Origin of the sequence: Rhizobium sp. L51/94, from assembly GCF_019355555.1 — a bacterium.
In the GTDB taxonomy this organism is placed as follows: domain Bacteria; phylum Pseudomonadota; class Alphaproteobacteria; order Rhizobiales; family Rhizobiaceae; genus Rhizobium; species Rhizobium rhododendri.
Window position 1 is genome coordinate 819,356 of record NZ_CP072142.1, and the last position, 21,864, is coordinate 841,219.

The window sequence follows — 21,864 nt, forward strand, 5'->3', positions numbered from 1 at the left end:
GGAGGCGGGCGCTGCCCTATGCTTGACGAAGACCCAGCCCCTTCAGGCCGGGGATGCTTGAAAACCGACTGAGCGTCCGCTCGGGGAAGATCAGTGCAAACGCGGCGATCGCGCCAATAAGAAGGATGCCGGCGGTGAACAGCATAGCATTGGCATAACCGCCGGGCCCGTCGGAGCCGGATGCCTGCACGATGCTGCCGGTTACTGCGTTCGAAACGAGCGCGGAAGCAGCGTTGCCCGAATAGATGACGATGATGAGCTTGCCGCGTTGGGCCGCAGGGGCGATGGCACCGAGCGTGACCGGGCCGTAGATCGTCGTCAGGCTCGGCGCCGCGAAGGCGATGGCAATCAGGACGAGCTGAAGGGGACCTGAGGCATATACGCCGAGCACCAAGGCGGCGCCGCTGACGAGCAGAGCCCATCCCGAAGCGCTTCCAAGCGTGGTGCGTCTGCTCCAGCCGGCGTTCAGCATCCGCTGGGCGAGCCACGATCCTGCGAGGAGTAGGGGCGACTGAAAGATATAGACACCAGAGATGATCCACCCCGTTTCACTGTGGGAATATCCAAGACCCTGTTGCAGGTAGGGCGGCAGCCAGGTCGCCGACATGCCGACGATCCAGTAGGACATCGTCGACATGATGATGACGCCGATGACAGTCGGATCGAGCCACAGCTTCGTTGCCGGAATGCGGGGCGATGTATCGACCACGCCATGATCCACGGTCTTGACGGCATAGGGACCTTCTCCGCCGATGAAGAGCCAGGCAGCGAGCCAGACCAGACCCAAGACGCCGCAGAACAGAAAGCCGCTGCGCCAGCCATAGGAGACAATCACATAGGTCAGCAGCGGGCTGCCAACCAGCAAGCCCACACTGATGCCCTGGAGGATGATTGCGCTCGGAACGCTCCGCTTCTCGGTCGAGAACCAGTCGTAGCAGGCGTGGATCGCCGTTGGCAGGCCCGGTCCTTCACCGAAACCGAGCAGGATCCGGCAGCCGATAAGAACGGTGATCGACGTGCTGAAGAAGATCGGAATTTGCGTTGCGGACCAGATGAGAGCCAGGATAGCCAAGATCCACCTGACCGGAACACGGCCGGTGACGAACAGGCCGACGAGAATGCCGGAGATGGAAAACAGCAGAAAGAAGCTGCTGCCGATCAGGCCGAACTGCTGTGGCGACAGCGACAGTTCCTTCATCATCGGAACGGCGGACAGGCCGAAGACAAGCTTGTCGAAGAAGTTCAGCGTCTGAAACAGAAAGAGCATGATCAAGACTGTGTATGGACGCCATTTTCCGGCGTGACTTGCGCTCGTTGAATTGGTCATGTTTTCCTCCCCATGACGTGCCTCGATTACCCCGCATCGCGTGACGCCACGCCGTCAGGCGAGCGCTTCCTCCAGCTCTGCGTAAAGTGCGTGAATTTCGTCTGCCGATTTCGCGGTCCCGAAGACGTAATGGTCGGGTCGCACCAGAACGGCACTGCATTTGTGGCTATCGAACCAGGCTGCCATGACCCCGTCCTTCTCGACGAGCCCCTTGTCTGTCGATGAAGCGCCGCCGTTACGCCGGCCGACCTGCGCCACGGAGATCTCGCGCCGTTCGAGCGTGTTTGGATCGATGTCGCCGGCGCGGCCATCCACAATCAGGCGCCAGCCGGCACCGGTCAGCTTGTCGAGAAGGACGGGTTCTTCCTCACCGTAGATCCAGGGCTGGGGCGCGAGCGTTCCGTTTGCCGGATTGGCTCGTTTAGCAAAAAAACCATCGCGAAGCGGCGGCACGATTTCCTGACGGGTGACAGTTCGGGCCGTACCCCCGCCTTCGGCGAGGATCCGCTCGTCGCGCGCGGCCGCAGCGGCCGGATCGCGCTCACAGATGACGTGGCCTATCGCCTTGATGCGCGTCGTCAGTTCCGTGACATGCGCCTTCCGCTCGACCTGATAGCTGTCGAGCAGCTCGAGGTTCGTCCGACCTTTCAGGACATGGTCAAGTTTCCAGATGAGGTTCGAGACATCCCGAAGTCCCTGGCACATACCCTGGCCGATGAATGGCGGCTGCTGATGGGCGGCATCTCCGGCGAGGAACACACGACCGAGTTCCCAATTGGCCGCCACCAGCGCATGGAACCGATAGCTCGCCGACCGCCAGAGTGTCGCATCTTCCGGCTTCAGCCAGCGAGACAAAAGCTTCCAGACATTCGCAGGCTTTTCCATCTCCCTGGCGTCCTCGCCGGGCAGCAGCATGATCTCCCAGCGCCGATGAGTGCCGGGGCCAACGATAAAGGACGTCGGCCGGGCCGGATCGCAGAACTGCGCTGCGGTCTTCGGCAGCTTTTCCAGAGAAGTCTCGTTGACGATGACGTCGACGACCAACCAGGGTTCGTCGAAGACAAGGTCTTCCAGCGTGAGCCCCAGCGCCTGTCGGACGCCGCTCGTCGCGCCGTCACAGGCAATCACATAGGAGGCCGTGACGGTTCGAGCGGTGCCGTCCTTCTCCTTCAGATGCAGCGTCGCCTGCGCCTCCGTCTGCGCAAGACTGATCAGCTCCGTGCCTAGTTGCACGGTCACGCAAGGATAGGTTTGCGCATGGGCCCGCAGAATGGCTTCGACGGGCGGCTGGGAAAACACCATTGTCGGGATGTAGCCGAGGGGATATGGCTCGGGCACCATGTCGATCCGGCGGATCAGCTGCCCCTTTGCGCCGAAATGCTCGGATGCGGGGAACGCCGCGATATGGGGCTTGATCGCATCCGCAATGCCGAGATTGTCCAGGTGGCGAAGAATTTCGTGGTCGATGGCTATGGCGCGGGGCTTGTCGTAGACGTCCTCCTGCCTGTCGATCGCGAGTGTGCGAATGCCCCGGCTGCCAAGCAGCGAGGCCGCAACGGCGCCGGACGGGCCAAAGCCTACGACCACGACGTCGTAATGTTCTGATGTGTTCGTCATTGTTCTGAGCCGCTTCAAAGTTGCAATGGAATGCCCGTTCGGATGATCACGCCTTGAAGGGGATGGCGAGCTGAGCTGCTTTCACCACGTCACTTTTTGGTGGAGCGATACCCCAATGATCTGTGCGGCCGGGCGGCCATGTCCACTGCTCAGGGCCCTTTGGCTGATAGGTGTTATCCACCTGGAGAACATCGGATGTGTATTCGATGACGACGCCCAGCGGATCGAGGAAGTAAGCGAACACATTGTCTCCCGGACCATGCCGGCCGACACCCCAGCCGATCGGATAGCCGTTGTCGACCATGCGGCCGGAGGCGCGCATGACGGACTCCGTATCCGGCATCAGGAAAGCAATATGGTTCAGGCCATTGACGTTCGCCTCGGCAAGCACGACGGCATGGTGATCGTCGTTGCAGCGCAGGAAGGCCATCATCTTCGATCGGTCAGTGAGCTGAAAACCCAGCAATTGCTCGTAGAAGCGCGATAGGCCATCGACGTCGGCGCTGTTGATGTTGACATGCGCCAGTCGAAGCGGCCGGTTGGCAACCGCAGCGCCGGTCTTGGTCATGTCGCCGTGGACAAATTCGAGCGTGCTTCCCTGCGGCTCCCGGATGACGAAGCGCTGGCCGCCGGCGGGACCGGGGCTTTGCTCGACAGGACGCAGCAACTGGCAGCCAAGCGCCACGGCTGATGCTGACAGTCGGCCGAGATCATCGGCGCTGCCGACGCTGAAGGTGATCTTGCGCAGTTCGGACCTGTCGCTGCCGATCAACTCGAGAACGTGATGATCGTCGCCGGAAGCGGCGAGGAACACCTTGCCGCCCTGCCGGGCGACGACCTCCAGTCCCCATACAGCAGTGTAGAATTCTTCCGAACGGTTCAGATCCGGGGTGCCAAGTTCGACGCTTTTTAGAGCGGTCACGGGAAACTGTGTCATGACTGTGCCTCGAGTGCCAGGAATGCTTCGGCATTGGAAAAAGTCAGTCTATCCCGGGTAAGGTCGTCGCCGAAGGCGGCCTCGATCCGGGCGAGGGGGGCTTTTTCGTGGAAGTTGAAGGGGTAGTCGGTACCGAGAATGACTCGCTCGTCGCCGAACATCGAAACGAGGTGCCGCAGTGTCGGCTCATCGTACACCAGGGCGTCGTAGTAGAGGCGTTTGGCCTGGATGGACGGTTCCTCAAGGATCGTCTCGCGCAGAGCCGGAAAGACCTTCCAGCCTTCATCGAGCCGAGGCAACAACGAGGCGAGTGTTCCTCCGCCGTGACTGAACGCCAGGCGCAGCCTTGGATGCTTGAGCATCAGGTTCGCCGTGATGACAGAGGCGGCTGCCAATCCGACGTCCGTCGGATAGGCCAGCACTTGCTGCAACTGTCCGGGACCGACCAGCCTGTCCATTCCGGTCGGTCTGACCGCGTGGACGAACACCGCAGAACCCAGCGCTTCAGCTTCGGCGAAAAAAGGCAAGAATCGCGGGTCTCCGATCGGAATGCCGTTGATGTTGCTGCCGATCTCCACGCCGGAGAAACCGAGGTCCCTCATGCAGCGGCGAAGCTCGTCGATTGCCTTGTCAACATCCTGGAGCGGAACCGAACCGAGACCGACAAACCGGCCGCCGGAGGTGCTTGCCATGGTTGCGATGGTGTCGTTCAAGTAATGGATAAGATCGTTGGCTGGGTCGATATCCATCCAGTAGTTGAACAATTCGGGCATCGGCGACAGCGCCTGCGTCTTGATGCCCATTCGATCCATGTCGTCCATGCGACGCTGTGAGTCCCAGCAGGCATCGCTGACGGTTCGATAGTTCTTGCCGTCGATCACGATCGTCCTGTGGCAGGCGTCCCGGGCCATCATGGAAGGCCAGTTCGAAGGCGGTGCCCCCTTGAGATAGGGCGCAAACTCCGAGGGTACGACATGGCAATGGACGTCGATGCCGCGGCACCCGCATAGCCTCGTCATAGCCTGCCTCTTTGCGTGGAAACCATCGCACCCTCCCAGTGAAATGTCATCGTCATCAAATGGATATTATACAATAGAGTCTCTGTAAGCAATAATTTATAAATTTGCACCAAGACGACCGGCGTTATATAAATACCCACATCGGCATCGTCGGGGAAAATCGCCAATGAATACTCTTGCAGTCACGAAGCCCGCCTTGTCGGCATCCACACAGGCCAGCTCCGTCTACGAGCGCCTGAAATCGGACATTCTCACCACAGTGCTGGAGCCTGGTCGCAAACTGCAGCTGCGGTTTTTGATGGACCACTATGGCGCGGGCCAAACGCCGCTAAGGGAGGCGCTGAACCGTCTGGCGTCGGAGGAACTAGTTGAAGGAAGAGATCAGCGCGGCTTCTTCGTTCAGCCTGTCAGCAGGGCGGAGCTCGTGGAGTTGACCAAGACGAGGTGCTGGGTGGAGGGGCTCGCCCTGCGCGAGTCGATGGCGAACCGCACACCGCAATGGGAAGAAGACCTTGTCGTTGCCCATCATCGGCTCGACCGAACTCCGCGCTCACTTAGAGAAGATAAATTCGAAGACAATCCGGAGTGGGAACGGGCACATCGTCGCTACCACCAAGTCCTGATTGCCAATTGTGGCTCGAGACCGCTGATTGCATTCGCCGAGCAACTTGCAGACCGCCTGTACCGATACCGCCAGATGTCGATCAGGAAGGTGTTCCGGACCCGTCACGTGACCGATGAGCACGAGGCGATCCTGAAGGAAGTGCTGAAGGGCAATGTGAATACGGCGTCGGAACTTCTGGAGAAGCATTACAAACGGACGGCTGAAGCTATTGTTGGTGATCTTGAGCAGTTTGGTTCTGAGCAAGGTTATTAAAGCCTCGAAAGGGCAAATATAGAGGAGATTGGGCACAGACAATCGGAAGGGTTCAACCGGAGGCCGCCGTCAAAACCGCATTACTTTACCCTGACGGAAGTTCGATACTGCAAGAGGAACGCTTGGTTGATGTTTATCCCCAGTATGCCACGGTGGTAGCCAAAATCGACCTTGATCATGCCAGGCAGGCGCAGTTCTTGCGGCTCTCAATCGAGCTTGAAGCCGTGAGACGCTTGACGGCAGATGCGTCGGCCGAAACGGCAAAGGATCTGCGAGAGGTGCTGGTACGGCAGGCTGCGGTTGCGACACAGGAAACCGACGACGTATTCGACAGCATCGACCGTGAGTTCCACAGAAAACTTTATGAGAAAACCGGCATCCTTGAGCTTTGGGCTAGTGTCAGACGTCAAAGTGTCCATCTGGACAGGCTCCGACGACTTCACCTACCTATGCCTGGGAAGATGCAAACCGTGCTTACTGAACATGAAGCAATCGTGGACGCCATCGCTTCAGGACGACCTGCACATGCTGAGATGGCTTTGCGAAAGCACCTGTGCGCTACGCTTTCCATAATCGATGTGATCTCCTCAGAGTTCCCCACATATATAAGGATTTAAGACTTCGACGCTCGGTCAAGCCAGCACCGAGCTGCGTAAGCGCGCCGGTCTCAACACCATCAATCTGGCCGCCTCCTATCATGCCGGCCCGTTCCTCCAGCCCCGCAGCTCGCACCAGAAGGTCTATTTTCTCGAGGACGGAATGCTCTACTGCCGCCAGAAGGAAACAGCCTGGGCGGGCAAGGAGATCAGGCCGCTGATGGCAAAGAACGCCAGCGAGCGCGGCGACAGGCCGGCCGCGCTTGCGGAGGCGCGTGACGCGGGCGGCATGAAGGTCTCCTACTGGCCCGGTTGTCTGCACGCGCCCATCTCGGGATGCCGCATCCAGCCCATGTTGGCCAGCTCAGGAGACCGGCTCTACCAACGCGCCGCAACCATCTGTCCGCACAATAGTCCATGCAAAGGACCGGGAGAGATTGGCCTTCATCGAGACCGGCTTGCGGGCTGGATAGCAGGGACTCTTCCAAGGCCTGTGTCCACTGGCCTCAGGGTTTACCGGACAGGCGACCATAGGCGCCCATGATGAAGCGCTCCGCCTGGTTCAGATATATTTCCATGGCGGCGGCAGCCTGTGTGGGTTTTTCCTCCTCAAATTCGGTCAGGATCTTGAGGTTCTGATCAACGAAGGGAGCATGCAGGAACTCGGGGTCGCGCAACAGCCCGAATACCAGGCGCAGTTCCAGCGATACTTCGCGGAAGAATGCCGAAAGGCGGGGGCTATCGGCCAGGTCGACCACCGCAGCGTGAAAGGCGATATCCGCGCTGCCAACGCCCAACCAGTCGCCCTCCGAGCGGCAGCGGCGGGCGGCCTCGACGGCGACACGCATTTTTCGGGCACTGGGATGGCTTGGGTGCGCCTGGGCAAGTGCGGGACACTCGATGATGCGGCGGACCCGGTAGATGTCGATGATCGTGGACATGCTAGGTGTCGTCACGAACACGCCGCGATTGGCTTCGTGCCGCAGCAGGCCCTCTTTCGTCAATATGCGGAAAACCTCGCGTAGCGTGTTGCGCGATACCTGCATCTCCTCGCTCAGCGCCAGTTCGGACAGATGGCTACCCGGCGTCAGGCGTCCTGAGATTACCTGCTCGCGCATGCGGCCCGCGACCGCCTCTGCCAAGGTCTGGCTGGCCGGCTGGCTGGATATCGGCCCCAACGTTTGCTCGTTTGGCAATCCGGATGTCCCGTCTGCTGCTTGGCTGATCACCTTCATCTCGTCTCGTCTATCTGTCGCGCATCCCATGCGGCGTTGCCATTTCTCAGCAGTTGAGTTCTCGTGCCGGAACGCATGTGTCAGTCGCTGCCTGTCTTCACTGCTTAGGCTCTTTCACGCGAAAACATCAATGGAAAAGACACGCCGATGCGCTGCACAACAAATGGGCAATATGCTATCTGTAGGGCAATGCATCGATATTGTTCAACACTCTGGACAGAATTGTCCTCACTTGATAGCCTCCTGTCAGTTTTCAATGGAAATGTTTGTCGGATGTGGGCAATCGACCTCAACAGCGACCTCGGTGAAAGCTTCGGCCCGTGGAAAATGGGCGAAGATGATGCCCTGATCGAAGTCGTGACGAGCACGAACGTGGCTTGTGGCTTTCATGCCGGCGATCCGGCCGGCATTCTAAGGACGCTGCGCTCTGCCGCCGCGCGCGGCGTGGCGATCGGTGCCCATGTCGGCTACCGCGATCTTGTCGGCTTTGGCCGCCGCAATATGGACCCGACGAGCGAAGAGCTGATCGGAGACGTCATCTATCAGATCGGTGCGCTGAAGGGTCTTGCCCAAGCTGCCGGAACGCGCGTCAGCTATGTCAAACCCCACGGCGCCCTTTACAATACCATCGCCACCGACACCCGGCAGGCCGCCGACGTGATTGCCGCGATCCGCGCGGTCGATCCGGAACTGGTGTTGATGGCGTTGGCAGGCGCGCCCCTGGTGGCGCAGGCGCAAGCCGCCGGGCTGCGGGTGGTGGAGGAAGCTTTTGCCGACCGTGCCTACACCTGCGATGGCCATCTCGTTTCGCGCCGGCAAGCGGGCGCCGTTCTACATGATGCCGAAGAGGTCGCCAAACGCATGGTGCGGCTCGTTCGCGAAGGGGTCGTCGACTCGATCGACGGCAAGCCCACGCGGATCAAGGCCCAGAGTATCTGCGTGCATGGCGACAGCCCCGACGCAGTGCGGATGGCAAGGACCCTGCGTCGGCGCCTGGAAGAAGCGGGCCTGACCGTGCGCGCCTTTACGGGCGCCGCATGATCAGGGGAGGGGCGGATCCCCAGAAAGCCTGCGATGCACAGATTTTGCCCATGCGGGCCGATTGCGTACTTGTCGAACTCGTCGATCTGGAAGCGGCACTGGACCTTTACGATGCTCTTCTGCGCCGCAATCTTTTGGGGATTCGCGAACTCATTCCGGCGGCGCGCACGCTAATGATCGAGTTCGATCCGTCGGTTCTCTCCACCGCGATGCTGAATGCTGCAATCGCCGACCTGGACCTGTCGAGGACCGGGCCCGCCTTGGGTCCGTTATTGGAAATCCCGGTTTGTTACGAGGGTGAAGACCTGCCGGAAGTCGCCGCCCTGCTGGGCATGACTCCGCAGGAGGTGGTCCGGTTGCATACCGGACATGACTATCTGGTTGCCTTCACCGGTTTTGCGCCGGGCTTTGCCTATCTCACCCAGGGCGACGAGCGCCTTAGCGTGCCGCGCAGGCAATCGCCGCGTACGCTGGTTCCCGCCGGTTCCGTAGGCCTCGCAGGCGCCTTCAGCGGCGTTTATCCCAAGGCGAGCCCAGGCGGCTGGCAACTCATCGGGAGAACCCCTCTCGACATGTTCGACATTGCCCGCGAGCCGGTCTCGCTGCTGCAGCCGGGTCAGCGCGTGCGGTTTTGCGACATGGCTACCGACCACGCCTACACCATTCAGACCAGGTCTTCCGGTCCGTCGTTTGCCACACGCCCCGCAACCGTTCCAACGGATGGCCAGACCGCCATCGAGATCGTCTCCGTCGGACTTCCCGTTCTGTTTCAGGATCTCGGACGTTCGGGGCTGGTACACCAGGGCATCGGCCGCTCCGGTGCCGCCGATCGGAAAAGTTTTGCAGCAGCCAATCGCCTTGTCGGCAATCCGGACCATACGGTCGCGCTGGAAATCCCGCTGGGCGGGCTGTCCTTCCGCATGCACGGCCAAGGCGTCATGGCGATGACAGGCGCGCAGGCAAGGGTCTCCGTCGCGACGGCTGAGGGAGCGGCGATCGAGGCTCCGCATCATTGTGCCTTTGCCGTCGAGGATGGCGACCTGGTGACGCTCGGCATCGCGACGTCCGGCATGCGCAGCTATCTGGCGATCAGAGGCGGCTTCGATGTGGTCCCCGTTCTGAAGAGTTGCGCGACGGACATGCTGGCGCAGATCGGCCCGGAACCGCTGAGGGTCGGGGAGTTCATTTCGATATCCAATGTGCAGGCTGGCTCTCATTCTGCGGTTGCACTCCTCCAGGAGCCGGAATTTGCCATGCCTCGCGCTGGCGAAACGGTCCGCCTCGACGTCGTGCTCGGCCCGCGCACGGACTGGTTCACGCCTGACGCAATCGAAAGCTTCCTCGCGCAGGACTGGACCGTCTCGCTGCAATCGAGCCGCGTCGGCATGCGCCTCGAGGGCGACGCGCTGGAGCGGTCCATCGTCAAGGAACTGCCGAGCGAGGCGACGATCCGCGGCGCCATTCAGGTGCCTGCGAGCGGTCAGCCGGTTCTGTTCCTCGTCGATCATCCGCTGACGGGCGGTTATCCGGTGATTGCCAATATCGCTGGCTATCATCTCGATCTTGCAGGGCAGATCCCAGTCGGTACGCGCATCCGCTTTGTTGCGTCCGCTCCGTTTGCCACGCAGCCCATAGCAGGAAGACAGCAGTGATGAAGAAGGTGTTGATAGCCAACCGCGGCGAGATTGCCGTGCGCCTCATCCGGGCCTGCCGCGACTACGGCCTTACCTCGGTTGCCGTCTATGCGGATGTCGATGTCGATGCGCTGTTCGTCGGACTTGCGGACGAGACCTATGCGCTTCAGGGATCGAGCCCCCGGGACAGCTACCTCGATAGCGAGAAACTGATCGCCATAGCCAGGCGTGCCGGTGCCGATGCGGTGCATCCGGGATACGGTTTTCTGTCGGAAAACGCGCGCTTTGCCGCCGCCGTCATGGCCGCCGGGCTCACCTGGATCGGCCCGGACCCTGATGTCATAGAGGCGCTCGGCGACAAGCTGAAGGCGCGCGACATCGCCCGCTCCGTCGGAGCGCCGCTGGTGGCCGGCAGCGACGGGGCCATTTCCAGTGCTTTCGAGGCACGGGCCTTTGCCCTCCGCTTCGGCCTGCCCATCGCGATAAAGGCCGCCCATGGTGGTGGCGGACGCGGGATCAAGATCGCACGGCATCTTGACGAGGTCGAAGACCTGTTTAATTCGGCGACCCGCGAGGCCGTTGCCGCCTTCGGCCGCGGCGAATGCTATGTCGAACAGTTTCTTGATCGCCCGCGCCATATCGAGGCGCAGGTTTTGGCCGACCGCCACGGAACCGTGCTCGTGGTCGGCACGCGCGATTGCTCGCTCCAGCGCCGCAACCAGAAACTGCTCGAGGAGGCGCCTGCTCCATTCCTCTCCGACGCACAGCGCGATGTCATCCACAAGGCCGCGCGCGATATCTGCCAGGCAGCCCGCTATGTCGGGGCCGGCACGGTGGAATTTCTGCTGAGCGCCGACGGCATCATTTCCTTCCTCGAGGTCAACACGCGCCTGCAGGTGGAACACCCGGTCACCGAGGAGACCACCGGTCTCGATCTCGTTCTCGAACAGTTTCGCATTGCAGAAGGCCAGCCCCTGGAGGTGTCAGAGATGCCGGCGCCGCGGGGCCATGCCATCGAATTTCGCATCAACATCGAGGACCCCGCGCGGGGCTTCCTGCCATTTGCCGGCCGGATCACGCGGTTCGCACCGCCCTCCGGTCCAGGCGTCCGCCTCGACACCGGCGTCTCCAGCGGCGCGGACGTCGCTGCCATGTTCGATTCACTGGTGGCAAAGCTCATCGTCTGGGCGCCGGATCGTGCGCTGGCGATTGCCCGGGCCCGCCGCGCAATGGCGGAATTTGCGATCGACGGCGTGCCCTCGGTGCTGCCCTTTCACCGCGCCGTTCTGGAGCATCCGGATTTCGCCGGAGCCGATTTCAAAGTGCACACCCGTTGGATTGAGACCGATTTCGCCGGTAATCTGGAAAGCCAGCGCCGTCCAGCGCCCGTCGCTGTTGAGGAAACGCTGAGCGGTCATGTCGAGATCGACGGCAAGCGCGTCGAACTGCGTCTGCCTGCGTCGTTCCTCAGCCTCCTCGGACGCGCACCGGCAAACGGCAAACATCCTGCACCAGACCCGGCGGACAAAACGGCCCTTCTCGCCCCCCTGTCGGGCAACCTCGTCCACTGGACGGTGTCGAGCGGCGAACACGTCGAACAGGGGAGCGTGGTTGCCATGATGGATGCGATGAAGATGGAAACCGCCGTCACTGCGCCATGGTCCGGCATTCTCACCATTGCTGTCGAAGCCGGCTCCTTCCAGCCCGCCGGAACCATCCTCGCGCATATAACGCCGGGCCCGGCCGCAGCTTCATCTCCACCCGATGCCAGCTCCCGGCCGGAGGCGCTGACATGACACCGACCAATGCGGGCCCGCCCCTGATCTCGATCGAAGGACTCAGCGTCGAATTCGGCGGCAACCGTGTCGTCGACAACGTCTCCTTCGCGTTTTCGCCCGGGCGCACCGTGGCTGTGGTCGGTGAATCGGGCTCCGGCAAGTCCGTCACCTCTCTCTCGATCATGCGACTTGCCGACATCATGGGCGCGACGTTTCCCGAAGGCCGCATCCTGTTTGGCGGGCGCGATCTGCTGAAGACGTCCGACAAGGACATGCGGCGCATTCGCGGCAAGGAGATCGCCATGATCTTCCAGGAGCCAATGACCTCGCTGAACCCGGTCTTCACCATCGGCGACCAGATCTGCGAAGTGCTGCTGCTGCATGAAAACATGAGCAAGACGGCAGCCACATCAGAGGCGCGCCGCCTGCTCGATAGGGTCCGGCTGCCCGACTCCAAGCAGATGCTGAAGCGCTATCCACACCAGCTTTCCGGCGGCATGCGGCAGCGGGTGATGATTGCCATGGCGCTCGCCTGCCGCCCGAAACTGCTGATTGCCGACGAGCCGACCACGGCGCTCGATGTCACCATCCAAGCGCAGATCCTCACCATCCTACGCGATCTCCAGTCGGAGCTGGGGATGGGAATGATCTTCATTACCCACGACATGGGCGTGGTGGCCGAGATGGCCGACGACGTCGTCGTCATGTGGAAGGGCAGGAAAGTCGAGGAAGGCCCGGTGGCCGAGATATTCGCCAATCCCAAGCATCCCTACACCCGCGCGCTTCTGGCCGCCGTGCCGCGTCTGGGCAGCATGGCGGGCCAGGATTTCCCCAAGCGCATGCCGTTTACAGTGCTTGAGGACGGCAAGCCCGTTCTCGTCGGCGTTGAGCGCGTGCAGGACACGGCGCGCTACGACGAACCGCCGCTCCTATCGGTCAACGATCTCTCTGTCACCTTCGATATCCGCCGGACGATGCTCGGCAGGGTGACGCATCGGCTGAACGCCGTGTCGAAGGTCAGCTTCGATATCTATCCCGGCGAGACGCTGGCGCTGGTCGGCGAGTCCGGCTCCGGCAAGTCCACCATCGGGCGCACCATCCAGCAGCTGCAGAAAAGCCGCTCTGGCGATATCGCCTTCAATGGCAAATCGTTCGCGAGCATGTCGGCAGCGGAACGCTTTCGCCTGCGAAAGGATGTGCAATATATTTTCCAGGATCCGTTCGCCTCGCTCGATCCGCGCAAGACGGTCGGGTTCTCGATTGCCGAGCCGATCAACACTCACGGGGTGCTGTCCGGCAAGGCCGTGCGCCGGCGGGTGGACGAACTTCTAGAGCGCGTCGGCCTGACATCGACCCATGCGGACCGCTATCCGCACGAGTTCTCCGGTGGCCAGCGCCAGCGTGTCTGCATCGCCCGTGCGCTCGCCTCCGACCCCAAGCTGATCATCGCCGACGAAGCCCTGTCGGCGCTCGACGTGTCGATCCAGGCACAGATCATCGCCCTGTTCATGGACCTGCAGGCCGAGCGGGGCTTGGCCTATCTGTTCATCAGTCACGACATGGCCGTCGTGGAGGAGATCAGCCACCGGGTGGCCGTGCTCTATCTCGGGCAGATCATGGAAATAGGCAGCCGCCGGCAGGTGTTCGAAACGCCGCAGCACGACTACACCCGCCGCCTGCTGTCGGCAGTGCCGGTTGCCGATCCAGGGCGCGGCCGCAGCACCACACTGATCGAGGGAGAAATTCCCAATCCTGTCCACAGGATCGACGAGGAACCCGACATCTTCCGCCACGAGGAAATAAGCCCAGGCCATTTCATCGCGAGACAGGCCTGAAACCTGCGAACAATTGAAAGCATCTGAAGAGGAACAGCATATGCACAGTCTCACGCGCGGCCTGACCGCAACCTTCATGGCCCTTGCCCTTTGCGGAACGGCCTTCTACGCCGCGCCGGCGGCGGCCGCCGGCAAGATGACGATCTCGTCGCCGCAGGATCCGGGCAGCTGGGATCCGATCGATACATTCCTGGTGCAGTGGGCATCGGTCGCCACCAACATCTTCGACGGCCTGACCTATCGCGGCCCCGATCTCAAGGTCGTCCCCGGTCTTGCCGAATCCTGGGAAGAGCTCGACGGGGGAAAGCGCATCCGCTTCAAGCTGCGCCACAACGTGAAATTCCACGATGGCGAAGACTTCAATGCAGAAGCGGTGAAATTCACCTTCGAGCGCCTGCTGGGCGAGCAGGGTGCCAAGGGTCCGCAGCGGTCCAACTACACTTCCATCGACAGCGTCACGGTCGTTGACGACGACACGGTGGACATGAAGCTGAAATCCCCCGATCCGGTGCTGCTGACAAAGCTTGCGGGCTATGGCGCGATGATCGTGCCGCCGAAGTACATCAAGGAAAAGGGCGAGGACAACTTTAATACCCACCCGGTCGGCACCGGCCCGTTCAAGTTCGTCTCCTACCAGCCGAAGGTCAACATAGCACTCGAAGCCAATCCGGACTACTGGGGCGGCGCGCCCAAACTGTCTCAGCTCGAATTCCGCTTCATCTCGGAGCCTGCGACCGCCGTCGCCGAACTGCAGGCCGGCCGCGTCGATCTCGTCATTCCGCCGACCATCCCAGTCGGCATGATCCCGGTGATTTCAGGTGATCCAAAGCTGGAAGTCGTCAGCGTTCCCGGCCCGACCGTCGATGCGCTGCGTTTCAACACCCGTGACGGCGTCACCGCCGATCCCAAGGTGCGCAAGGCCATCATCATGGCCGTCGACCGCTCGACCATCGTGAAATCCATTCTGGCCGGCCAGGCCTCGGAGATCGTCAGCTTCCAGAGCTCGCTCTCCTTCGGCTACGACAAGGACCTGAAGGGTCTCCCCTACGATCCGGCCGCCGCTAAAAAGCTCCTTGCAGAGGCTGGCGTGAAGCCGGGTGCCACGCTGCAGATCGATATACGCGGCAATGACACGACAATGAATGAAGTGGCGCAGGTCGTCGCCAGCTACCTGCAGATGGTCGGCATCACCGCCACCATCAAGCCGTACGAGACCAACGTGCTGCTGAACGATATCATCCCGCAGGGCAAGACCGGCGGCATGTTCCAGCAGAAGTGGGGAGGCTGGACCTTCGATTTCGACAACACGGCCTATGCGATGTACCACTCGGGCGAAAAGTGGAACCCCTACGACAAGGACGCAACCCTCGACAAGCTGCTGGAATCGCAGCGCCCGCTGATCGACAAGGCCGCGCGCGAAAAGATCCTGAAGGAAGTAGCAAACTACGCAGCCGACCGGGCGCTTGAACTGCCGCTCTACAACAGCAAGTCCATCTACGGCATTTCCAAGCGCGTAAAGGGTTTCATTGCACCGCCAGACAACCGCCTGAAACTGACCGACGTCACCGTCGAGTAGTTTGACGCACTGGCAGATGGACATCCTGCAGAAAGATCCATCGGGATCTCGGCAGCGATGTCCAAGTGTCGCCCAGATCCGGGTGGCACCCTGCCGCTTACCATGAAGGACAGAAATCGTGGCCAGTTTCCTTATCAAGCGTGTGCTGCAGGCGATCTTCGTCGTGATTGCCATCACGCTCATCGTCTCCTTCGCCATTCGCCTCTCCGGCGATCCGGCGACGATGATGTTCCAGGGAAGTGGCAGCATGACCGACGAAGATCTGGCACGCATCCGGGCAGCACTCGGCACCGATCAGCCGTTCATCGTCCAGTATCTGAACTTCCTCAAGGGCCTGGTGACGCTCGACTTCGGTCGCAGCTTTACAGGTGGCACGCCGGTCTCGCTTCTGATCGGCAATGCCTTGCCGGCCACGCTGTTGCTTGCCTTCATCACCATGGCCGTCTCGATCGCCTTGTCGATCCCGCTGGGCATCAAGGCGGCCACTGCCAAGGGCAGGGGCGCCGACCAGGCTATCCGGATCTTGTCGTTGATCGGCTTGTCGTTTCCAAACTTCTGGCTGGCGACCATGATGGTCTTGCTGTTTGCCATCACGCTGGGCTGGCTGCCGCCGAGCGGCATGTCGGGGGCCGCAAGCTATGTGATGCCGGCGCTCACCATGGGCATTATCCTCACCGCGACCAATGTGCGTCTTGTGCGCACCTCGATGCTGGAGACGCTGCAGTCGCAATACGTCATGGTGGCGCGGGCCAAGGGCCTCAGCGAAACCAAGGTGCTCTACAAGCACGCGCTGCGCAATTGCGCCATCCCGCTGATCACCTATTTTGGTCTGCAGTTCGGCGGCCTTCTCGGCGGCATCGTCGTCATCGAGCGGGTCTTCAACTGGCCGGGCTTGGGCACGCTGGCTTTCGATGCGGTGTCGGCCCGTGACTACCCGGTCCTGCAGGCCGTGATCACCGTCCTGTCGCTGCTGATCGTGGGCATCAACCTCCTGGTCGATATCGCCTATGGGCTTGTCGATCCGCGCATCCGTACGGAGTAATTCAGATGGCCACCGCCACATCTCGCCGCTCGCGTTTCGCCAGCCTCGAATTCATTCTCGGCGCCGCACTGACGCTGATCATCTGCGTCTGCGTGCTGTTGTCCGACGTGCTCTTTCCCGGTGGTGCCGACCGCCTCGACCTGATGGCGCGCCTGATGAGGCCCTTTGTCAGCCTGGCCCACCCCTTCGGCACCGATCCGTTGGGGCGCGATGTCCTTGCCCGGGTCGTGGCCGGCGGGAAGATCTCGCTGCTGGTCGGCTTTACCTCAGTCGCCGGCGCCGTCGTCATCGGCGTGGTGATGGGGCTGGTGGCCGGCTATTATCGCGGCTTCTGGGACATGCTCGTTATGCGCTTTGCCGATATCCAGCTGGCCCTGCCGTTCATTCTGCTCGCCATCACCTTCATCGCAATCGTCGGCGGTAGCCTGACCAACACCATCGTCCTTTTGATCGTGTCGCAATGGGTGCAGTATGCCCGGCTGGTGCGCGGCTCCGTGCTGACGTTGCGTGAGCGGGAGTTCATCCTGTCGGCCCGCGCCATCGGGGTCGCCGACTGGCGCATCATCTTCCAGCACCTTTTGCCAAACCTGGTCGGCCCGGTGATCGTGCTCACCACGCTCAATGTTGCCAACAACATTCTTCTGGAAAGCAGCCTGACCTTCCTCGGCCTCGGCGTCGACCCGACCATTCCGAGCTGGGGTGGCATGCTGGCCGACGGACGCACCTATCTGCAGACCGCTTGGTGGGTCAGCGTCTTCCCCGGCCTTGCCATTTTGCTGACGGTGCTTGGCCTCAACCTTCTCGGCGACTGGCTGCGCGACAGCCTGGATCCGACCGGCAGAACCTCGAGGTAGCACCATGACCGAAATTTTTAAGCACAGCATCATGCGCACGCTGGACCGGCTTCCCGCAACCCCCGGCGCCCGCTACGAGGCCTGGACCTTCGACGATGCCAAAAGCCGCAGGGCTGAGGAAGCACGGCTGTCCGCCTTGGGCGTCACCGCGCGCATCCGCAGTGCCTACAAGCCCTTGCTCACATTCTTTCTCGAGGACGTCGATCTTTCCGGCGTCGAGAGCATAGAGATCCGCTACCCCGTGCATCCGGCAGCGCCAGAAAACCGTTTTCGGCTGGAAGCCTATCCGCTGGCGGCGTTGGTCGGGGATGCCAAGATCGATTTCATCCCGAGCACCGACGACACCCTTGCCTACAATGTCACGCTGCTGCGCGCTGGCAAGACGGAAACCCACCGCGTGCTCGCCCCGAACCGCGTCCACCGCGACACCGTGGGAGAAACCAACCTGTCGCCAACCGGCTGGCTGCGTCACGCCGGCACCGACCCGGGAGAGCGGCTGGAGACCGATTACGAGGTACTGTTCGAAGCGGCTGTCGGCGCCGTCACCGGGCATGCTTGGGGGGTGGAAGAGCCCTATTTCGAGGAGCTCAATATCCGCGTCGACCATCCGGCCGAGGACGAGCCGCTCCACATCAGCCACGAGGTTCTGAGCCTTCGCGAAGCGCTGCACGAGGATCTCTATTTTTCCCTGCTGGAGTTCTTTCAGCAGAAGTCCGGCCGCACGCTTGGCGACCGGGGCCTGAAGCCCGGCCAGATCGTCCCTGAAATCGTCAAAAGCAAGGGAGCTATTTCCGTGACGATCTCGACGCGCTCCTTGTCGACGGATTTTCAAGACGGGGCCGATCAGGCGATCGACAGCGCGCGGGAACCACTGGCCGCACGCGAAATCGCCGACCGACTGGAGGCGATTGGAGGGCAGGCGTTTGCGGCACTCGCCCGCTCCGGCCGCGCGGTGTCGGCGCGATATATCCAGGGTCGCGATCTGCCTGTCATGATCAGTGCCGGCCAGCATCCGAACGAGACATCCGGCATCGTCGGCGCGCTGCGCGCAGCCGCGCGGTTGCAGGCGCGTCGAGGTGCCCACTTTACCCTGTCTCCCCTCGAAAACCCCGATGGCTACGCGGTGCATCAACGCCTGCGGCACGACAATCCCTGCCACATGCATCACGCTGCCCGCTACACGGCACTCGGTGACGATCTGGAATACCGCACGGTGGAAACCGCCGGCCCCCATCTGAATGAGAAGCAGATCAGGATCCAAGCGCAGGCGCTGAGCAACGCTCAGTTGCATGTCAACCTGCACGGCTATCCGAGCCACGAATGGACAAGGCCGCTCTCCGGCTATGTGCCGCGCGGCTTTGGCATGTGGACACTGCCGAAGGGGTTCTTCCTCATCATGCGCCACCATCCCGAGTGGGAAAAGCGCTCTGAAATTCTGCTGGATCGGGTTACACGCCATCTCGGACAGATCCCAGGCCTACTGGCGTATAACGACCGGCAGATTGCGCTCTACGAGATCCATGCCGGCGAAACCGGCTTTCAGATTATCAACGGCTTTCCCTGCCTGTGCTCGGTCGACGACCGCCACACCGTACCGATGACGCTGATCACCGAATATCCCGACGAAACCATCTATGGTGACGATTTCATCGCCGGCCACACGGCGCAGATGGAAACCGTGCTGTCTTGCTACGATGCCTGGCAAGAGATGGGGGCGGGCGAGACGGTCTGAACGCCTCGTGTGCTCCACGTCCCAAGGCGAAGCTCAGGGATGAAGCTCTCGGCTCCCTAACCGCACTGCCCTCCGGTTGCGCGTCGCATTCCTTCGTAAGCGCTGAATATATGCCATTCATTCGAATGGGTAACTTCTTGCGCAAATCCGACCGGCGCCATAGAACGCGCATGGACGTTTCGAAGCCAAAAATGGCCGCAACGACCGTTGACCGGTCGCTGGCTCCGACGCTCGACGTTTCAGCGCCAGGGCCTCGAACTCGGCAATCATATTCCCAAGGAGAGAGTAATGGGTTTCAAGACTTTGACAGGAGCGACATTCGCCGCTTCGATTGCATTTGCGCCCCTGGCCCACGCAGACGTAACAATTGGACTGATCGCGCCCCTGACCGGCCCCGTCGCCGCCTATGGCGATCAGGTGAAGAACGGTGTTGAAACCGCTATCGAAGAGATCAACAAGACCGGCGGCATTCTGGGCCAGAAAGTCGTGCTGGAAACCGCTGACGACGCGGGCGAACCCAAGCAGGGTGTTTCCGGCGCCAACCAGCTCGTCGGCCAGGATATCCATTTCGTCGTCGGTCCGGTCACATCGGGCGTTGCGATCCCTGCCTCCGACGTCTTCTCCGAAAACGGCGTCCTGATGGTCACGCCGACCGCAACGGCACCCGACTTGACAAAGCGTGGCCTGACGAATGTCCTGCGCACATGCGGACGCGACGACCAGCAAGCCGAAGTTGCAGCCCGCTACGTCCTTAAGAACTTCAGCGGCAAACGGATCGCCATCATCAACGACAAGGGTGCCTATGGCAAAGGTCTGGCGGATGCCTTTAAGGCGACGCTAAATGCGGCCGGCACCAAGGAAGTCATCGATGATGCCATCAATCCGGGCGATAAGGATTTCTCGGCCCTGACCACGCGCCTGAAGTCGGAAAAGATCGACGTGATCTATTTCGGCGGATACCATCCCGAAGGCGGCCTGCTTGTCCGGCAGCTAGCCGATCTGTCGGTCAAGGCAACGCTGATCGGCGGCGACGGCCTTTCCAACACGGAATTTTGGAAGATAGGCACGGAGGCTGCCGCTGGCACGATCTTCACGAATGCGGCGGACGCAATCAGGAGCCCCGATTCAAAGGCCGCATCCGATGCGCTCAAGGCCAAGAACATTCCTGCCGAGGCCTTCACCCTGAACGCCTACGCCGCCGTTCAAGTTCTGAAGGCAGGCATCGAGAAGGCCGGCAGTGCCGAAGACGTCGATGCGGTGTCAAAGGCCATCAAGTCCGGTCAGCCTATCGCGACCGCAATCGGCAATCTGACCTACGGCGAGACAGGCGACCTCACCTCGCAAAGCTTCTCCCTTTACAAGTGGGACGGCGGCAAGATTGTCGCTGCGGAATAAATAAGCGTTGCCGATCGGGCCCCTGCAGGCCCGATCGGTCCTCCTGAACACAATGTTCGACGCCGCGGCGAGAGAGCGTCGGATATCTGAATCAGTTCTGGTCAGGCTGCTCCAGCATGCCGTCAGCGGTCAGTCTACCTTGCCGCTTTCAATCGCCCAGAAGCTGGCGGTCGTCGCCGTCGCGATTGCGCACCAGTTGCTCCTTGATCGCGCGCAGCGACTTCAGGGCCGTGGTCCGGTCGGCATAGGCGACCATGTTTGCCAGGATGTCGATCGCTGCCAGATAGGCATAGCGGGTGGAGGTCGGGCGAAAGATGTTCTTGCCCTCCGGCATTTCGATCGCGATCACCACGTCGGCCGCAGCAGCGACTGGCGAACCGCCCTGCGTCATCGCGATGGTCGGGATCGAGCGCTCCCGCAAAAGCTCCAGACAGCGGACAAGCTCCATGTCGCGACCGGTGAACGACGAGCCGAAAACGACGGTGCCCGGCTGTGCCGAGGCAGAGATCATTTGGTTCATGCCATGGTCGTTGGATGAATGGATGCGGCAGCCGAGACGAAACAGGCGGTTGTGCAATTCGTTGACGATCATAGCCGAATTGCCGCTCGCACCGAAGGCCTGGATGAACTCGGCAGCCCGCAACATCTGAGCCGCCTTCTCGATGGCGGCAAGGTCAAGCTGCCGATGAAGCTCGAACAGCGAATTCTGGGCCTTCGAGACGATATCGTGTGCAACCTCTTCAACGGTCGCCGTCGGTGCATCGGGCTTCAGGTATCGCAAGCCGACATAGGCCATCTTGGCGAGTTGTACCTTGAAGTCGGAATAGCCCTGGCAGCCCAGCCGTCGGCAAAACCGCGTCACGGTCGGTGGTGACACGCCCGCGCGTGCTGCGAGCTCGATGATCGAGAAATTGACGACGGCATCCACATTCTCCAGCGAGAATTTCGCCAGCCTGGCGTCCAGGCCCGAGAGTTTTCCATTTTCATCGGAAAGAGCGTGAAACAGGTCCATTGGGTCTTTTCCTCGAAACGCCACAGGGAAACAGAAGGCATCGATGAAAATCAGTTTCACCGCCGCGAATTTTTCATAGCATGATGTCGGTAGGCATCAATCGAACTCGGCAGCCTGGCGATAATAAACGCAGGCGCCTATCGCCGGCCGTTGCGCGCGTGCATTCCCAGCGTTTGCTGCCGCGGCGTTTTCCGTAGCCGGAACCAGCCGCTTGGGCTCTCAGTGCAGGGGTAGGTCTGCGAAGCGTCCCACGCCCAATCCCCCCATCCAGCTCCTGCCAGAGCCCAGCCTCGGCTCAGTGATGACAATCAGATGCTTTAGGCTGGTGGCCTTTTCATTCTCGGTCAATCGGCGCCC

General features: G+C 61.4%; 18 protein-coding genes. 11 read left to right on the top strand and 7 right to left on the bottom strand.

Annotation, left to right across the window (positions count from 1 at the left end):
- Positions 1-16 precede the first annotated feature (16 nt).
- From J5274_RS21745 to J5274_RS21760, 4 genes are read right to left on the bottom strand one after another with little or no spacing between them, the layout of a single operon-like run.
- The gene (locus J5274_RS21745; RefSeq protein WP_142831715.1) at positions 17-1,327 is read right to left on the bottom strand and encodes an MFS transporter; all 1,311 of its coding nucleotides are present in this window, start codon (positions 1,325-1,327) and stop codon (positions 17-19) included.
- A gap of 54 nt (positions 1,328-1,381) precedes the next feature.
- Positions 1,382-2,944 carry a bifunctional 3-(3-hydroxy-phenyl)propionate/3-hydroxycinnamic acid hydroxylase gene (locus tag J5274_RS21750; protein ID WP_219275022.1) on the bottom strand — a complete coding sequence of 521 codons (1,563 nt, stop codon included), beginning with the start codon at positions 2,942-2,944 and terminating at the stop codon, positions 1,382-1,384.
- A 46-nt stretch (positions 2,945-2,990) separates the two neighbouring features.
- A complete protein-coding gene (locus J5274_RS21755; protein WP_143123075.1) occupies positions 2,991-3,881 on the bottom strand; it encodes a VOC family protein in 891 nt (296 codons plus the stop codon).
- On the bottom strand, positions 3,878-4,900 hold the full coding sequence (locus tag J5274_RS21760) for an amidohydrolase family protein (protein WP_142831712.1): 1,023 nt from the start codon (positions 4,898-4,900) through the stop codon (positions 3,878-3,880). The genes J5274_RS21755 and J5274_RS21760 overlap by 4 nt, the downstream gene beginning before the upstream one ends.
- A 166-nt stretch (positions 4,901-5,066) precedes the next feature.
- Between J5274_RS21760 and J5274_RS21765 the strand changes: the two genes are divergently transcribed.
- Positions 5,067-5,777 carry a GntR family transcriptional regulator gene (locus J5274_RS21765; RefSeq protein ID WP_142831711.1) on the top strand — a complete coding sequence of 237 codons (711 nt, stop codon included), beginning with the start codon at positions 5,067-5,069 and terminating at the stop codon, positions 5,775-5,777.
- Positions 5,778-5,899: 122 nt separating this feature from the next.
- Positions 5,900-6,394, top strand: a complete 495-nt coding sequence (locus J5274_RS21770) for a GntR family transcriptional regulator (protein ID WP_257625682.1) — start codon at positions 5,900-5,902, stop codon at positions 6,392-6,394.
- A 147-nt stretch (positions 6,395-6,541) separates the two neighbouring features.
- Here J5274_RS21770 and J5274_RS28930 read toward each other — a convergent pair whose 3' ends face one another.
- Positions 6,542-6,664, bottom strand: a complete 123-nt coding sequence (locus tag J5274_RS28930; protein WP_257625683.1) for a hypothetical protein — start codon at positions 6,662-6,664, stop codon at positions 6,542-6,544.
- A gap of 215 nt (positions 6,665-6,879) precedes the next feature.
- Complete coding sequence (locus tag J5274_RS21775; RefSeq protein ID WP_244615512.1) at positions 6,880-7,491, bottom strand: GntR family transcriptional regulator; 612 nt, start codon at positions 7,489-7,491, stop codon at positions 6,880-6,882.
- 390 nt (positions 7,492-7,881) lie between these two features.
- Between J5274_RS21775 and J5274_RS21780 the strand changes: the two genes are divergently transcribed.
- The 9 genes from J5274_RS21780 to J5274_RS21820 all read left to right on the top strand — a co-directional run bounded on the left by J5274_RS21780 (position 7,882) and on the right by J5274_RS21820 (position 20,495).
- Positions 7,882-8,649, top strand: coding sequence for a LamB/YcsF family protein (locus J5274_RS21780; protein WP_142831709.1), 768 nt, complete (start codon positions 7,882-7,884; stop codon positions 8,647-8,649).
- 50 nt (positions 8,650-8,699) lie between these two features.
- The gene (gene pxpB, locus J5274_RS21785; protein ID WP_219275024.1) at positions 8,700-10,301 is read left to right on the top strand and encodes a 5-oxoprolinase subunit PxpB; all 1,602 of its coding nucleotides are present in this window, start codon (positions 8,700-8,702) and stop codon (positions 10,299-10,301) included.
- Positions 10,301-12,079 carry a biotin carboxylase N-terminal domain-containing protein gene (locus tag J5274_RS21790; protein ID WP_219275026.1) on the top strand — a complete coding sequence of 593 codons (1,779 nt, stop codon included), beginning with the start codon at positions 10,301-10,303 and terminating at the stop codon, positions 12,077-12,079. Before pxpB ends, J5274_RS21790 begins: the two co-directional genes overlap by 1 nt.
- Positions 12,076-13,896 carry an ABC transporter ATP-binding protein gene (locus tag J5274_RS21795; RefSeq protein WP_219275028.1) on the top strand — a complete coding sequence of 607 codons (1,821 nt, stop codon included), beginning with the start codon at positions 12,076-12,078 and terminating at the stop codon, positions 13,894-13,896. The genes J5274_RS21790 and J5274_RS21795 overlap by 4 nt, the downstream gene beginning before the upstream one ends.
- A 40-nt stretch (positions 13,897-13,936) precedes the next feature.
- A complete protein-coding gene (locus J5274_RS21800; RefSeq protein WP_219275029.1) occupies positions 13,937-15,472 on the top strand; it encodes an ABC transporter substrate-binding protein in 1,536 nt (511 codons plus the stop codon).
- A 118-nt stretch (positions 15,473-15,590) separates the two neighbouring features.
- Positions 15,591-16,514, top strand: a complete 924-nt coding sequence (locus J5274_RS21805; protein ID WP_143123076.1) for an ABC transporter permease — start codon at positions 15,591-15,593, stop codon at positions 16,512-16,514.
- Between the two features lie 5 nt (positions 16,515-16,519).
- Positions 16,520-17,368, top strand: coding sequence for an ABC transporter permease (locus J5274_RS21810; RefSeq protein ID WP_142831703.1), 849 nt, complete (start codon positions 16,520-16,522; stop codon positions 17,366-17,368).
- Positions 17,369-17,372: 4 nt separating this feature from the next.
- Positions 17,373-19,100, top strand: coding sequence for a peptidase M14 (locus J5274_RS21815; protein WP_219275030.1), 1,728 nt, complete (start codon positions 17,373-17,375; stop codon positions 19,098-19,100).
- Positions 19,101-19,388: 288 nt separating this feature from the next.
- Complete coding sequence (locus J5274_RS21820; protein WP_142831701.1) at positions 19,389-20,495, top strand: branched-chain amino acid ABC transporter substrate-binding protein; 1,107 nt, start codon at positions 19,389-19,391, stop codon at positions 20,493-20,495.
- A gap of 148 nt (positions 20,496-20,643) precedes the next feature.
- On the opposite strand, the gene J5274_RS21825 is transcribed toward J5274_RS21820, so the two are convergent.
- Positions 20,644-21,507, bottom strand: coding sequence for a MurR/RpiR family transcriptional regulator (locus J5274_RS21825; RefSeq protein WP_143123079.1), 864 nt, complete (start codon positions 21,505-21,507; stop codon positions 20,644-20,646).
- Between the last annotated feature and the right edge of the window lie 357 nt (positions 21,508-21,864).

Excerpts from the sequence above, each read along its gene's own strand:
- J5274_RS21745 (WP_142831715.1), bottom strand. The coding sequence starts at position 1,327 with ATGACCAATTCAACGAGCGCAAGTCACGCCGGAAAATGGCGTCCATAC.
- J5274_RS21750 (WP_219275022.1), bottom strand. The coding sequence starts at position 2,944 with ATGACGAACACATCAGAACATTACGACGTCGTGGTCGTAGGCTTTGGC.
- J5274_RS21755 (WP_143123075.1), bottom strand. The coding sequence starts at position 3,881 with ATGACACAGTTTCCCGTGACCGCTCTAAAAAGCGTCGAACTTGGCACC.
- J5274_RS21760 (WP_142831712.1), bottom strand. The coding sequence starts at position 4,900 with ATGACGAGGCTATGCGGGTGCCGCGGCATCGACGTCCATTGCCATGTC.
- J5274_RS21765 (WP_142831711.1), top strand. The coding sequence starts at position 5,067 with ATGAATACTCTTGCAGTCACGAAGCCCGCCTTGTCGGCATCCACACAG.
- J5274_RS28930 (WP_257625683.1), bottom strand. The coding sequence starts at position 6,664 with ATGCCGCCCGCGTCACGCGCCTCCGCAAGCGCGGCCGGCCTGTCGCCG.
- J5274_RS21775 (WP_244615512.1), bottom strand. The coding sequence starts at position 7,491 with ATGCGCGAGCAGGTAATCTCAGGACGCCTGACGCCGGGTAGCCATCTG.
- J5274_RS21780 (WP_142831709.1), top strand. The coding sequence starts at position 7,882 with ATGTGGGCAATCGACCTCAACAGCGACCTCGGTGAAAGCTTCGGCCCG.
- pxpB (WP_219275024.1), top strand. The coding sequence starts at position 8,700 with ATGCGGGCCGATTGCGTACTTGTCGAACTCGTCGATCTGGAAGCGGCA.
- J5274_RS21790 (WP_219275026.1), top strand. The coding sequence starts at position 10,301 with ATGAAGAAGGTGTTGATAGCCAACCGCGGCGAGATTGCCGTGCGCCTC.
- J5274_RS21795 (WP_219275028.1), top strand. The coding sequence starts at position 12,076 with ATGACACCGACCAATGCGGGCCCGCCCCTGATCTCGATCGAAGGACTC.
- J5274_RS21800 (WP_219275029.1), top strand. The coding sequence starts at position 13,937 with ATGCACAGTCTCACGCGCGGCCTGACCGCAACCTTCATGGCCCTTGCC.
- J5274_RS21810 (WP_142831703.1), top strand. The coding sequence starts at position 16,520 with ATGGCCACCGCCACATCTCGCCGCTCGCGTTTCGCCAGCCTCGAATTC.
- J5274_RS21815 (WP_219275030.1), top strand. The coding sequence starts at position 17,373 with ATGACCGAAATTTTTAAGCACAGCATCATGCGCACGCTGGACCGGCTT.
- J5274_RS21820 (WP_142831701.1), top strand. The coding sequence starts at position 19,389 with ATGGGTTTCAAGACTTTGACAGGAGCGACATTCGCCGCTTCGATTGCA.
- J5274_RS21825 (WP_143123079.1), bottom strand. The coding sequence starts at position 21,507 with ATGGACCTGTTTCACGCTCTTTCCGATGAAAATGGAAAACTCTCGGGC.